This is a genomic window from Cytobacillus sp., assembly GCF_964223445.1.
Lineage (GTDB): Bacteria > Bacillota > Bacilli > Bacillales > Cytobacillaceae > Cytobacillus.
Genome location: NZ_CAXQGS010000099.1, coordinates 1 through 13,383 on the forward strand (window position 1 = coordinate 1; position 13,383 = coordinate 13,383).

Consider the following 13,383-nt stretch of genomic DNA (forward strand, 5'->3'; position numbering starts at 1 on the left):
CAGCAGTTGAAAAATAGCCTGCAAAATAAATAGCCATTCGAGTATTTCTGCTGCTGACACAGGGTTCTTGCCTGGATGGCAGGCAGTTGAATACAGATTAAAAATTTGAAAGCAGCCATTGGATTAAGGAGGAATACATATGTCAGAGGAAATGAATCAAGTAGAAGTTAAAAATTTTGAGGTGGGTGACAAGGTAAAAGGCCAAGTTACCAAAGTGGAAGAAAAGCAAGTCATTGTTGACCTTGCTGACAGTAAATTGGATGGGATTATCCCAATCAGCGAGCTTTCAAGCCTTCATATTGAAAAAGCAGGCGATGCGGTTTCAGAAGGAGATGAGCTCGAGCTTGAAGTTTTAAAAGTGGAGGAAGATGCCCTTATTCTTTCTAAAAGAAAAGTTGATGCCGGTAAATCATGGGAAACTCTCGAAAAGAAATTTAATGAGGGTGAAGTTTTTGAAGCAGAAATAAAAGATGTTGTAAAAGGCGGCTTAGTAGTAGACTTGGGTGTGCGCGGATTTGTTCCTGCTTCCCTGGTTGAAGCTCACTTTGTTGAGGACTTTACTGATTATAAAGGCAAAACGATGACATTTAAAATTGTAGAGCTTGATAAAGATAAAAATCGCCTCATTCTTTCTCACCGTGCTGTAATAGAGGAAGAAAAAGGAAAACAAAAACACCAGGTGCTTGAATCCCTTCAGGCAGGTCAGGTTTTGGATGGAACAGTTCAAAGAATTACTGACTTTGGAGCATTTGTTGATATCGGCGGGATCGATGGTCTTGTCCATATTTCCCAGCTTTCTTATGAGCATGTAGAGAAGCCTTCAGATGTTGTGGAAGAAGGCCAAAAAGTGAAAGTGAAAGTATTAAGTGTAGACCGGGACAATGAACGCATCTCACTTTCCATTAAGGAGACATTGCCAGGGCCTTGGGATAATATCAGTGAAAAGGCTCCTAAAGGAAGCACTCTCGATGGAACAGTAAAAAGACTTGTTTCTTATGGAGCATTTGTGGAAGTTTTCCCAGGTGTAGAAGGACTTGTCCATATTTCTCAAATTGCGCATAAGCATATTGGGACTCCTCATGAAGTATTGAGCGAAGGACAGGAAGTAAAAGTAAAGGTTCTTGATGTGAACGAACAGGACCAGCGCCTGTCATTGAGCATCAAAGATCTTCTTGAAAAGGAACAGGAAGAAGTGACTGACTATGAACTTCCTGAAGAAAATAAAGGCTTCTCACTTGGTGATATGATTGGCGACCAGCTAAAGAATTTAAAAAAGTAATGGTGATAAATTTTGTCTAGATCAAAACGTAAATGGGATCATATCCAGCATGCTTTGGCAACGGGCCAAAACAGCAATACCGGATTAGAGGATATTGCATTTATTCATCAAAGTCTTCCTGATGCGTTTCTTGATCAGGCTGATTTAGGCACTTCAATTGGCGGACTTACATTAAGTTCGCCAATTTTTATAAATGCCATGACAGGGGGCGGAGGAGAAAGAACGGTTCAAATTAACCGGGATCTCGCCCTGGCTGCCAGATCAACAGGTCTTGCTATGGCAGTTGGATCTCAAATGTCTGCCCTGAAGGATCCAAGTGAAGCAGAATCCTACAGGGTTGTCAGGAGAGAAAACCCCAGTGGAATTATCTTCGGCAATTTAGGCAGCGAAGCTACAATCGATCAGGCAAAAGCAGCGGTTGATATGATTGAAGCAGATGCATTGCAAATTCATTTAAATGTAGTCCAGGAATTGACCATGCCTGAAGGTGACCGTGATTTTCGGGGTGCCTTAAAAAGAATTGAAAATATCGTTTCTCATTCTGAAGTTCCAGTAGTTGTAAAAGAAGTGGGATTTGGCATAAATAAAGAAACAGTTTCAATGCTTGCATCAACCGGTGTTACAGCAATTGATATTGGCGGATTTGGCGGAACGAATTTCTCCCGCATAGAAAATGCCAGAAGAGAGAGACTGTTGTCGTTTTTTAATGAGTGGGGAATCCCGACAGCTGTCTCCATTGCAGAAGCTGCATCTTTGGAAAATAATATTGAAGTCATAGCTTCCGGGGGCATCCGAACAAGTCATGAAATAGCTAAGGCAATTGCTCTTGGGGCAGGAGCTGCAGGGATGGCGGGATACTTTTTAAAGGTTCTGATGAAAGAAGGACTTGAAGCACTCATTGAAGAGATTAACAATATGCATACTGAATTAAAAGTGATCATGACTGCCCTTGGTGCAGCAAACATCACCCAGCTTCAGCAGGCTCCAATTATAATAACCGAAAAAACTCATCATTGGCTGAATGAACGTGGCATTGATACAAAAGCCTATTCTCAGCGAATAATCCAAAAATAAAGCTCCCGTCAATTGACGGGAGCTTTATTTTTGGATATTAACCTTTAACTGTATTTTGAATCATTCAAAGATCTGGCTTCTTCGGGGCTCTGCATCTTGGCAGCTCCAGGATAATGAAGTGCCTGGTCGCGATCGGATTCCACTTTTCCGCTGTTCTTCAGCTTTTTTTCCTGTCTGTCTTTGCCCATAATAAACACCTCCATGTTATTAAGATGAAGTGAGTGTAAAGGAATTATGCAAAAAGATAGCTGTGATTCAAAAGGAATAATCCTTTTGAACTTGCAGGGTTATTTTTAATACGAAAAAGCCATAATGGAAATGATAGGAGGTAGAGGATGGAAGGATTAATTTTCTATTGGATTTCCTGGATGGTTTGGATTATGGCAACTTTTTTTATGGATCGAAATAATAAATACAGGTTTCTATTGTCTGCCTGGATTTTAATCTTCATTACGCTGTCACCCTGGACATTTAAAATCTTCAATGTTGAAACTGGTATTGGTGGCCTTTTTCTGATTGTATCTTTATATATTTTTGCCGGGAGATTAAAAAAACTGAGTAAACTTTATTTCTTTTTTTGCACTTTCATCCTGATGATGGCCTATGTCATATTTCATCTGTTTGAACTGTTTGATCCGGTTTGGGTAATGTTCTCCCGGAATTGGATGCTGTCAATCCTTCTCGTTTATATGGCTGTTCTCCTGCAAAAAAACAGAATGCTCAGACTGCCGCTAATATTGCTGGGTGGCATCCAGGGTGAAGTTCTATATGCGCTCATTCTTAAACAATTTTCCTTTCCTTACACTATTGGATCATTGGCCTTTCTGGATATCATGGCAATCTCTGTTTCCATATCGGCCGTATGGATTACAGTGCAATGGGCGGTTAAATTTATTGAAACCAACTTTAAACATTTCGAAAGGGAGAAACAAAAATTATCATGAGCGAATATACGTACCCGATACTTTTTGGTCTGGCAGCTGGAACTTTGACCCGTATTTATATGCTTCGGACCGACTACCGGCAATATCCTACATACTTACATGGAAAGATTATACACGTTGCATTGGGATTCATTGCTGCCGGCCTGGGAACGGTGGCCATTCCTTCAATAATGGAGGAAGAATTCACAGCTATTACGTTTCTGACCCTTGCTGCATCCCAGTTTAGGGAAGTCAGAAACATGGAAAGAAACACGCTTACTGAACTGGACAGCTACGAAATGGTTCCGAGAGGCAAAACGTATATAGAAGGTGTAGCGATCGCCTTCGAGAGCAGAAATTATCTTGTGATTTTCACATCTTTATTAAGCACGCTTGGCTATCTGGTATTTAATATATGGGGAGGGCTTGCGGCAGCCCTTCTGGCCGTACTTATTTCCAAAAAATTAATGTCAGGGGGAAGGCTGAAGGAAATTGTTGAAGTTGAGTTTGTGGAACCGCGTTTTGATGGAGCGGGCTTGTATGTGGATAATATTTATATCATGAATATAGGTTTGCCCGAAAGACAAGAGGAAGTGCTGCGATATGGGATGGGATTTATTTTAAAACCTAAAAATTTCAATGCCCGCTCCACCATAGCCAATCTTGGGCAGAGGCAGGCTATTTTGCATGATGTTTCTACTGCTTTGGGTGTTTACCGGGATTCCGGGACTCCTGCGCTTGTTCCGCTTGCGAAAAGGGACCTGGATGATGGGCGTGTAGGAGTTTTCGTATTGCCGCAGGAAAAGAATATTAATAAAGCGATAAAAGTCATCGAAGCGGTTCCGACACTCGAAAATGCGATTAGGATGCCTACTGAACGGCAAACGAATGGGAAAGGAAGTTAGCGTATGGTGCTTGAAAAATTCATACTGGCTGCAATTACAACAAATCCATCCAAGATACCATCAGGTACCGCCGTGTTTCATTGTGAAGATAAAAAAGAAATGGAAATCATCGCAGCCAATCTTGAAGCAATTCTTGATGGTATTGCCCATGCATTAACAGAAGAACTATATGTAATTGTTAAGCATTAATGTAGCTTCCAAGTTTTAATAAAACAGAAATTATATTTTTGAACTTCGATACCTGTCTAGCTCCAGTCGCCATCGGCTCGAGGTCATAAGCTTGTCTAGTTTCGGCTCCTAGGGACTCGAGGTCATAAGCCGTTCCCTTCCAGAAGGAAAAACCACCTTCTTACAGGGACCGTCTTATGCTTGTCGTCCCTGGGCAGTCGCCTCAACATTTCTTCCAATCCGTCCAAAAGGTTAAAGAACAACCTTTCAGCCGGCTCGTCTTATGCTTGAGGCCCACAGGATGTGGGTCATGCAGACGTTGCCACAGGACGTGGCGTTTTTAGTCTGCGTGCCTTCATTAAGCGGGCGCCTTCCGCTTTTCCTATTGCTAGGAAGGTTTCTCTTTGTTAAAATATCTAAGTTAGGCCCTTCTATCTTTGAGAAGGGTTTATTTTATAAATGTACAGCTGTTTGGATGGTTTTAACATCAATGTAGTGTTATTGTGGACAGCCATCTGTATGCTTACCAAGGTAAAGGCATTTCTGGAACATAAATGGGATGTTGAAACATTTTAGAATAAAGAATTGAAAGGGTGATGTTCATGGCAAAACCAGTGGTGGCTATTGTCGGGCGTCCTAACGTTGGAAAATCAACGATATTTAACAGAATTGTAGGAGAACGGATATCCATTGTCGAAGATATTCCGGGAGTGACAAGGGACAGGATTTATAGTTCGGCAGAATGGCTGACTCATGATTTCAATATTATTGACACAGGCGGAATTGATATTGGGGACGAGCCATTTTTAGAGCAAATTCGCCTTCAGGCAGAAATTGCGATAGATGAAGCAGATGTCATCATTTTTCTTGTAAACGGGCGAGAGGGTGTTACCTCTGCAGACGAGGAAGTTGCCAAAATTTTATATAAAGCCAAAAAACCTGTAGTTCTTGGTGTAAATAAAATCGATAACCCTGAGATGCGGGATCTAATTTATGATTTTTATGCACTTGGTTTTGGTGAACCATTTCCTATTTCAGGTTCTCATGGGCTTGGTCTTGGAGACTTGCTTGATGAAGCAGCCAAGCATTTCCCGAAACATGGCCAAACTGAATATGGAGAAGACGTCATCAAGTTTTCATTAATTGGGCGCCCGAATGTCGGGAAATCCTCTCTTGTAAATGCAATGCTTGGCGAAGAACGGGTCATTGTCAGCAATATAGCAGGCACCACGAGAGATGCTATCGACTCGAAGGTGAAGGTTAACGGTCAGGAATATGTCATCATCGATACTGCAGGAATGCGAAAAAAAGGGAAAGTCTATGAAACAACAGAAAAATACAGTGTACTGAGAGCTTTGCGGGCAATCGAACGTTCCGATGTTGTCTTAGTGGTCATCGATGGGGAAGAAGGAATCATTGAGCAGGACAAGCGTATTGCCGGTTATGCTCATGAAGCAGGCAGAGCCGTTGTTATTGTTGTCAATAAGTGGGATGCTGTTGAAAAAGATGAGAGAACAATGAAGGCTTTTGAACAAAATATTCGTGAGCATTTTCAATTCCTTGATTATGCACCAGTTGTTTTCCTTTCTGCTAAAACGAAAAAACGTATTCATACTCTCATCCCAATGATTAACACAGCAAGTGAAAATCATGCTCTGCGTGTTGAAACTAGCGTCCTCAATGATGTCGTCATGGATGCTGTCGCGATGAATCCTACACCTACAGATAAAGGAAGACGCCTAAGAATTTATTATACAACACAGGTTGCTGTGAAGCCGCCGACATTTGTTGTGTTTGTTAATGATCCTGAACTTCTTCATTTTTCATATGAACGTTTCCTGGAAAACAGAATTAGAGACGCTTTTGGCTTTGAAGGCACACCTATTAAGATATTTGCTAGGGAAAGAAAATAATTATGATGACGCCAGCCAGAAATCTTTATTGTTGTCTGGCAGGCAGAATCGTATGAATTTTTGATGCATCCAAATACGTTAAAAGGCAGTGATCAAATGGAGCAGAAAAAAGAAAGTGTAGCTGTAGCAGGTGCCGGCAGCTGGGGTACTGCCCTGGCGATGGTGCTTGCGGATAATGGGCATGATGTCAGACTGTGGGGCCATAATCCTGATCAAATAGAGGAAATCAATAAGCAGCATATGAATCAAAAATATTTATCAGGGATACATCTGCCTGAAGGAATAAGAGGATACACGTCGCTTGAAGAGGCTTTAACCGGAACAGACACTTTGATTTTGGCGGTCCCGACAAAGGCCATTCGTGAAGTAGTAGGGAAGATCAAGGGAATTAGAAAAGAGCCTCTTACCATAGTGCATGTAAGTAAAGGCATTGAACCAGACTCACTTCTCCGGATCTCTGAAATGATTGAAGAAGAAATGCCCGGAAATCTTCTGGAAAGTGTAGTGGTACTCTCTGGTCCAAGCCATGCAGAAGAAGTTAGTCTGCGGCATCCAACTACTGTTACGGTATCATCAAAAAATATGGACTCCGCCGAAAAAATTCAGGATTTGTTTATCAATAACAATTTCAGAGTATATACAAACCCGGATATCATTGGAGTGGAGATTGGAGGGGCTTTAAAAAATATCATTGCCCTTGCAGCTGGAATTACAGATGGCTTAGGTTATGGAGACAATGCCAAGGCAGCCCTGATAACCAGAGGTCTTGCTGAAATTGCCCGACTCGGAATGAAGATGGGAGCAAGCCCGCTTACTTTCTCCGGATTAGCGGGAATCGGTGATTTGATCGTTACATGCACGTCTGTCCATTCACGCAATTGGAGGGCAGGCAACCTTCTTGGAAAGGGACATAATCTCCAGGAGGTCCTTGACAATATGGGCATGGTCGTAGAAGGAGTCAGGACAACAAAGGCGGCACATCAGCTGGCTCAAAAATATAACGTAAAAATGCCAATTACCACTGTTCTGTATGATGTTCTGTTTAATAATGTCAATGCGAAGGATGCTGTTGATCTTCTGATGGCAAGGGGAAAAACACATGAGATGGAAGATCTTGCGAACGTTTTGGAAGATCAAAGCGGGAATAAAAAGAACTGAAATGTTTATTAATTGAAAAATATAGGCATTAGATGATGCGAGACAGCAGGTTCCTGCATACAATGCAACGAAGCAAACTAGTGTAATGAACAGGGTGCTGGGTTATTTAGTCAAATGGCTGAGGTAAAGAATTGCCCCTTCTTTGCCTCAGTTTTTTTGTGCTTAATTTTTTTCGCAATGAAAAGCTTTTAGATTTATTCATTTAATATGTTATAATACATCTCGGAAAAGGGAGTTGATTTGTATGTCGCCGGCTTTAATGAAAATGTGGATATCCCTAGCATCAATGGGATTTATGTTTTTATCAATAATATTAATATATCTTAGCCGCTACAAGCTGAAAGCTGGAGTTTTTAAGGTTATAACAGCCATTGTTGCCTACTTTTTAATGATAATAAGCGGGATTATTATAGTGATTGTCGTGTTCAGCGGTCCGACAAGCAGCTAGTACTTTTACATAAAGGGTTGATTAAATGAAAAAAGCTTTTAACATGTTTTTGCTTTTGTTGAGTGGAGCTTTAATTCTGACGGGGTGTATGTATCCTGAAGAGAAATTATCGCAAAATCAGATAGCCTACAAGGATCAGCTCCAGTCTGTCCAGTCGGCAGTGGACCAATATCGGGAAGCAAATAATGGCCTTCTGCCGATTAAAACCAAGGATCAGACAACCCCTATCTATCAAAAGTATCCAATTGACTTTAAGAAAATTGCCCCGGAATATATGGCAGAGCCGCCTGGGAATGCCTTTGAATCAGGCGGAGTTTTTCAATATGTGATCGTTGATGCAGAATCAGATCCGAAAGTGAAGATTTTTGATTTAAGAATTGCTGAAACCATCAGGGATATTAACCTTAGGGTTAAAGCACATGGGTTCCCGCCTTATAAAGAGCAGATTGCTGAAAATGTCTTTACAATGGATTTCAAAAAATTAGGATTTAAGGAAGAACCTAAAGCCCTCAGTCCATACAGCGGCCAGAGCCTCCCGTATGTCGTTACCGGCAATGCAGAGGTATATGTGGATTATCGGGCTGATTTATATCAGGCATTGGAAAATAAGGAAAACAAGCCTGAATCTGGAGAAGATATTAGAGATCTTCTTGTGGAGGATTCTGATTTTGTTCCCGCCTATTCTCTGCCATATACAATTGATCCCGGCACGAATGATCCAATCTTTTTGGTGAAATAGTCATAACCCTTCTCCTGCAAAATATATTGTAGGAGAAGGGTTATTTTTTTATATACTTTTATAACCACTCTTCAACTATTGACTATAAGCATAAAGGCAAAGAAATAAAGAAGTAAGGGGAGTTAGTAAATAAAAAAGGAAATCTGGAGTGGCCAGCTGTCCATTTCAGACTGTCATAGGATTGCCGATTTCCAGCCGGGCTGGCAGGTGCAGTGCACATTCCTGATAGGGGGGTAAAAATTTAAAAAAACTGTCATAACAATGTAGGACAACATCATACACATATAATGTCCAAACATAATAGATAGGATAATATTATCCCATTAACTCAAGATTTCAGGAGGGGATCACTTGGAAAAGGTTGATATTTTTAAAGATATTGCCGAAAGAACTGGCGGCGATATATATTTTGGAGTAGTTGGCGCAGTTCGCACAGGCAAATCTACATTTATAAAAAAGTTTATGGAACTGGTTGTACTGCCAAATATGGAGAATGAAGCTGAACGTGCCCGCACACAGGATGAGCTTCCTCAAAGTGCTGCCGGCAAAACAATTATGACAACAGAACCGAAATTTGTCCCTAACCAGGCTGCTACAGTACATGTTGCAGAAGGGCTGGATGTAAATATCAGGCTCGTGGACTGTGTGGGATATACAGTACCTGGGGCGAAGGGCTATGAGGATGAAAACGGCCCGAGAATGATCAATACACCTTGGTATGAAGAGCCGATTCCTTTTCATGAAGCTGCTGAAATAGGAACAAGAAAGGTGATTCAGGAGCATTCGACTATCGGAGTGGTGATTACAACTGACGGAACAATTGGAGAAATCCCTAGGGCGAATTATCTGGAAGCCGAAGAACGGGTTATTGAAGAGTTAAAGGAAGTTGGCAAGCCGTTTATCATGATCATTAACAGTGTCCAGCCACACCATCCAAATACGGATGCACTGAGAAATGATCTTGCTGAAAAATACGATATCCCTGTCCTGGCCATGAGTGTTGAAGGCATGAGGGAATCAGATGTATTAAATGTTATGCGTGAAGCTCTTTATGAGTTCCCGGTACTGGAAGTCAATGTAAACCTTCCGAGCTGGGTAATGGTGCTGCATGAAGATCACTGGCTTCGTGAAAGCTATCAGGAAGCTGTTAAAGAAACGGTTAAGGATATTAAGAGGCTAAGAGATGTTGACCGTGTGGTCCATCAATTCAGCGACTTTGAATTCATTGACCGGGCAGGCCTTGCAGGAATTGAAATGGGGCAGGGAGTAGCCGAAATTGACTTATATGCGCCAGACGATCTTTACGATGAGGTCCTTAAAGAGATAGTCGGTGTTGAAATCCGCGGAAAAGACCACTTGCTCGAGCTGATGCAGGAATTTGCCCATGCTAAAGCAGAGTATGACCAAATTTCCGATGCACTGAGAATGGTGAAGCAAACCGGCTACGGTATTGCTGCTCCTTCGCTTGCTGATATGAGCCTGGATGAACCGGAGATTACACGCCATGGATCCCGCTTTGGTGTAAGACTAAAAGCAGTTGCTCCATCTATTCATATGATTAAAGTAGATGTGGAATCTGAATTCTCACCTATTATTGGAACAGAAAAGCAAAGTGAAGAACTTGTCCGCTATCTAATGCAGGACTTTGAAGACGATCCGCTTTCAATCTGGAACTCCGACATCTTTGGACGCAGCCTAAGCTCCATCGTAAGAGAAGGAATTCAGGCCAAACTCTCCCTAATGCCTGAAAATGCAAGATACAAACTGAAAGAAACATTAGAAAGAATCATCAACGAAGGCTCTGGCGGATTAATTGCGATAATCCTTTAATGAAGGCTCCTTTTGGAGTCTTTTTTTACGTTTATCCTAATTTAAAGGAAACGTTTGAAAAATTCACTGCTTAATTTGCAATTGACTTTTTAAAATAGTGTTTTAAAAAGCGCCGTAAGGGTAATAAAAACAGGTCAGCTTATTACAAATATGTTGCAAAGAAGAAAAGATTCCCATTAAATCATGAAATATTCTTGATAACAGCATTTGATTGTGATAATCTTTTAACAGAATTACTGTTATGGCGGCCGAAACCCTTATATTTAAAGGGTTTATAATGATTTTTGGATTGAAAAATTTCAATTTATCATTTATTATAGGGCTTGTTAAACAAAAAAACGCCATAACGTATAGAATTCAGTAATTTTGTTTACAAATGTATGTAAGGAATCTTATTTTACTGGGTTTTATCCATATTTGGGAGGAGGTGAAAGGCATGAACAAAACAGAACTAATTAACGCAGTTGCTGAAGCTGGCGAACTTTCTAAAAAAGACGCGACTAAAGCAGTTGATGCTGTTTTCGATACAATCCTTGATGCTTTGAAAAATGGTGATAAGGTACAACTAATCGGTTTCGGAAACTTTGAAGTTCGCGAGCGTGCTGCCCGTAAAGGACGCAACCCGCAAACTGGCGAAGAAATCGAAATCGCTGCAAGCAAAGTTCCTGCTTTCAAACCAGGTAAAGCGCTTAAAGATGCAGTTAAATAATCTACATACAAGTGCTTAAAGCTTATGCTTGAGCTAAAAACCGCGAATATTCGCGGTTTTTTCTTTTTTATCCGATCTGAAATCGCGCTGACCACAGGGGAAACGGCGGTTTATTAATATTAGTGAAAGACACGGAAGTTTCGTTTTGCCTGAATGAAAGGGTTATGCTAATATGAACATATTATTACCACAGTGTTAATACATAGGAGGCATAATTATGGCAGAAGTAAATCGTGCCCAGATAGAAGATGCGGTGCGTTTAATATTAGAGGCAATCGGTGAAGACCCGAATCGCGAGGGACTTCTTGATACGCCAAAGCGAGTCGCAAAAATGTATGAAGAAGTTTTTATGGGGCTTAACCAGGATCCTAAAGAATACTTTGAAACAGTATTTGGCGAAGATCATGAAGAACTTGTTTTAGTTAAAGATATTCCATTTTACTCTATGTGTGAACATCACCTTGTGCCTTTCTTTGGTGTTGCTCATGTAGCTTACATCCCGAGGGGCGGCAGAGTAACAGGTTTAAGCAAACTTGCCAGAGCTGTGGAGGCAGTTGCAAAGCGTCCTCAGCTTCAGGAACGCATCACATCTACTGTAGCAAATTCCATCCTGGAAAAGCTTGAGCCCCATGGTGTAATGGTCATTGTAGAAGCGGAACATATGTGTATGACAATGCGAGGTGTTAAAAAACCTGGTTCAAAAACGGTGACATCAGCAGTAAGAGGCGTTTTTGCAGAGGATGCAAGAGCACGGGCTGAAGTCCTTTCGCTGATTAAACAATAAAAATTAGAGCTCTGTTAATGGTGAGTTCAGGCTATAAATAGGTCAAAGGCTGAAAGATAAAACTTTTAGCCTTTTTTTGTAAGTAATTATGAATGAACATTATTTAGCAAAGGATGGTATGGATGGAAAAGAAAAGTCCATCAGGACATGATTATATTGTGATAAAAGCCAAAGAAGACGGTGTTAACGTCATAGGGTTAACAAGAGGCTCTGATACAAGATTCCACCATTCAGAAAAACTTGACCAGGGTGAAGTAATGATTGCTCAGTTTACCGAGCATACGTCTGCGATTAAAATCCGGGGGAATGCAAGAATAATGACAAGCTGCGGGGAAATAGAAAGTGAAGGAAAGAAATAGCTTTCCCTTTGATTAGAAGGATAGGATATTTTCACAGGAGATTGTCCTGACATGTTCCTGTAATTTATGATATAATTGTCTCTGCTTGATTATTTCTCTTGAATACAAGATACCGGGTAAAAGGTTTTTTTTTGCCCGTTTTACATTTAATAGTAATCAATGATTTGGCTAAAAATAGATAAGATGAATAAGACAATATGTGCCCGTTCTCTTTGTCGCAGTATTCACATTGAGAAATCGCGGCTATGGAAAAAAGAAAACTAAGGGGAAACAAGGGTGATGGCATGCATGATGTGAAGATTAAATTAGCAGATGTTAAAGAACAGATTGAGAAAAAAGTTAACCACCCTTATCTGCTCAGATATATTGATTCTCCTGTTATTGATGAAGACAAGCTTCTGCTTCTAATCTCTTTCCTGGATGATGTGGAAATACCTGACTCAAAAGCAGAAAAATATGCAGTAACTGCAATGCTTATCCAAATCGCCCTTGATACCCATGAACTTGTTAAGAACGATGAATCTGAAGACAATGGTCTTAAACACAGACAGCTTACTGTCCTTGCAGGTGTTTATTACAGCGGTTTATATTACAAGATTCTCGCAGCTTTTGATGATATCCGAATGATCAGGGCCTTCGCAGATGGGATAAAAGATGTAAATGAGCATAAAATTTCGCTATATCAGAAGTCTCCTGATGCAGTTGACAGCCTGATGAATTCAGTCAAAAAAGTTGAGGCGTCACTTTTTGAAAAACTGGCTGATGCATTCAGCAAGGCAGCTTGGAAAGAGGTAATATCGAATCTTTTATTCATTAAGCGCCTGATTGCAGAAAAGCAGCAGTTCATGAAGGAAGGCACCTCAGTTGTTTTTGAAGCCCTTAAAAAACTGACTTTCCCAAAAGTGAAAGACATGTCTGCGGAGCAGCGGAGATATCTGATTCTCATTTGTGACAGATATATTGATTTTTCAAGGAATTTGGTTGATCAATCCCTAAGGAAATTTCCTCTTGCAAATGAATTATTAGAGCAGCGTATTCACTGCATTTTCAATAATAGTCAGTCTGTGGCTAAAACTTTTGTGGAAGAAGGATAA

At 40.7% G+C, this 13,383-nt stretch carries 15 protein-coding genes; 14 read left to right on the forward strand and 1 reads right to left on the reverse strand.

What is annotated here, in order from left to right; translation table 11 throughout:
* The first annotated feature begins 139 nt into the window (after positions 1-139).
* Positions 140-1,279 (forward strand): 30S ribosomal protein S1, encoded by a 1,140-nt coding sequence (rpsA, locus tag ACEQ1T_RS17830; protein ID WP_370224033.1) that lies wholly within the window; start codon positions 140-142, stop codon positions 1,277-1,279.
* A gap of 12 nt (positions 1,280-1,291) precedes the next feature.
* A complete protein-coding gene (gene fni, locus ACEQ1T_RS17835) occupies positions 1,292-2,353 on the forward strand; it encodes a type 2 isopentenyl-diphosphate Delta-isomerase (RefSeq protein WP_370224034.1) in 1,062 nt (353 codons plus the stop codon).
* A gap of 44 nt (positions 2,354-2,397) precedes the next feature.
* On the opposite strand, the gene ACEQ1T_RS17840 is transcribed toward fni, so the two are convergent.
* Positions 2,398-2,541 (reverse strand): YpzI family protein, encoded by a 144-nt coding sequence (locus ACEQ1T_RS17840; RefSeq protein ID WP_113884518.1) that lies wholly within the window; start codon positions 2,539-2,541, stop codon positions 2,398-2,400.
* A gap of 147 nt (positions 2,542-2,688) precedes the next feature.
* Here ACEQ1T_RS17840 and ACEQ1T_RS17845 point away from each other — a divergent pair, with 147 nt between their 5' ends.
* The 12 genes from ACEQ1T_RS17845 (at position 2,689) to ACEQ1T_RS17900 (ending at position 13,383) form a co-directional block, all read left to right on the forward strand.
* On the forward strand, positions 2,689-3,297 hold the full coding sequence (locus ACEQ1T_RS17845; protein WP_370224036.1) for a hypothetical protein: 609 nt from the start codon (positions 2,689-2,691) through the stop codon (positions 3,295-3,297).
* Positions 3,294-4,181: a YIEGIA family protein gene (locus tag ACEQ1T_RS17850; RefSeq protein ID WP_206838225.1), complete on the forward strand. Its 888-nt coding sequence runs from the start codon at positions 3,294-3,296 to the stop codon at positions 4,179-4,181. Before ACEQ1T_RS17845 ends, ACEQ1T_RS17850 begins: the two co-directional genes overlap by 4 nt.
* Before the next feature lie 3 nt (positions 4,182-4,184).
* Positions 4,185-4,370 carry a hypothetical protein gene (locus tag ACEQ1T_RS17855; protein WP_113884521.1) on the forward strand — a complete coding sequence of 62 codons (186 nt, stop codon included), beginning with the start codon at positions 4,185-4,187 and terminating at the stop codon, positions 4,368-4,370.
* A 581-nt stretch (positions 4,371-4,951) separates the two neighbouring features.
* Positions 4,952-6,262, forward strand: a complete 1,311-nt coding sequence (gene der / locus ACEQ1T_RS17860) for a ribosome biogenesis GTPase Der (RefSeq protein WP_370224039.1) — start codon at positions 4,952-4,954, stop codon at positions 6,260-6,262.
* 96 nt (positions 6,263-6,358) lie between these two features.
* The gene (locus ACEQ1T_RS17865; RefSeq protein WP_370224040.1) at positions 6,359-7,420 is read left to right on the forward strand and encodes an NAD(P)H-dependent glycerol-3-phosphate dehydrogenase; all 1,062 of its coding nucleotides are present in this window, start codon (positions 6,359-6,361) and stop codon (positions 7,418-7,420) included.
* Between the two features lie 244 nt (positions 7,421-7,664).
* A complete protein-coding gene (locus tag ACEQ1T_RS17870; RefSeq protein ID WP_035330135.1) occupies positions 7,665-7,868 on the forward strand; it encodes a DUF2768 domain-containing protein in 204 nt (67 codons plus the stop codon).
* Positions 7,869-7,893: 25 nt separating this feature from the next.
* Positions 7,894-8,607 carry a hypothetical protein gene (locus tag ACEQ1T_RS17875; RefSeq protein WP_206838219.1) on the forward strand — a complete coding sequence of 238 codons (714 nt, stop codon included), beginning with the start codon at positions 7,894-7,896 and terminating at the stop codon, positions 8,605-8,607.
* Between the two features lie 351 nt (positions 8,608-8,958).
* The gene (gene spoIVA, locus ACEQ1T_RS17880; RefSeq protein ID WP_159864366.1) at positions 8,959-10,437 is read left to right on the forward strand and encodes a stage IV sporulation protein A; all 1,479 of its coding nucleotides are present in this window, start codon (positions 8,959-8,961) and stop codon (positions 10,435-10,437) included.
* Between the two features lie 436 nt (positions 10,438-10,873).
* Positions 10,874-11,146, forward strand: coding sequence for a non-specific DNA-binding protein Hbs (gene hbs / locus ACEQ1T_RS17885; protein ID WP_009332755.1), 273 nt, complete (start codon positions 10,874-10,876; stop codon positions 11,144-11,146).
* Positions 11,147-11,363: 217 nt separating this feature from the next.
* Positions 11,364-11,930 carry a GTP cyclohydrolase I FolE gene (folE, locus tag ACEQ1T_RS17890; protein ID WP_206838218.1) on the forward strand — a complete coding sequence of 189 codons (567 nt, stop codon included), beginning with the start codon at positions 11,364-11,366 and terminating at the stop codon, positions 11,928-11,930.
* 122 nt (positions 11,931-12,052) lie between these two features.
* On the forward strand, positions 12,053-12,289 hold the full coding sequence (gene mtrB, locus ACEQ1T_RS17895) for a trp RNA-binding attenuation protein MtrB (RefSeq protein ID WP_206838215.1): 237 nt from the start codon (positions 12,053-12,055) through the stop codon (positions 12,287-12,289).
* Positions 12,290-12,534: 245 nt separating this feature from the next.
* The gene (locus ACEQ1T_RS17900; RefSeq protein ID WP_244671122.1) at positions 12,535-13,383 is read left to right on the forward strand and encodes a heptaprenyl diphosphate synthase component 1; all 849 of its coding nucleotides are present in this window, start codon (positions 12,535-12,537) and stop codon (positions 13,381-13,383) included.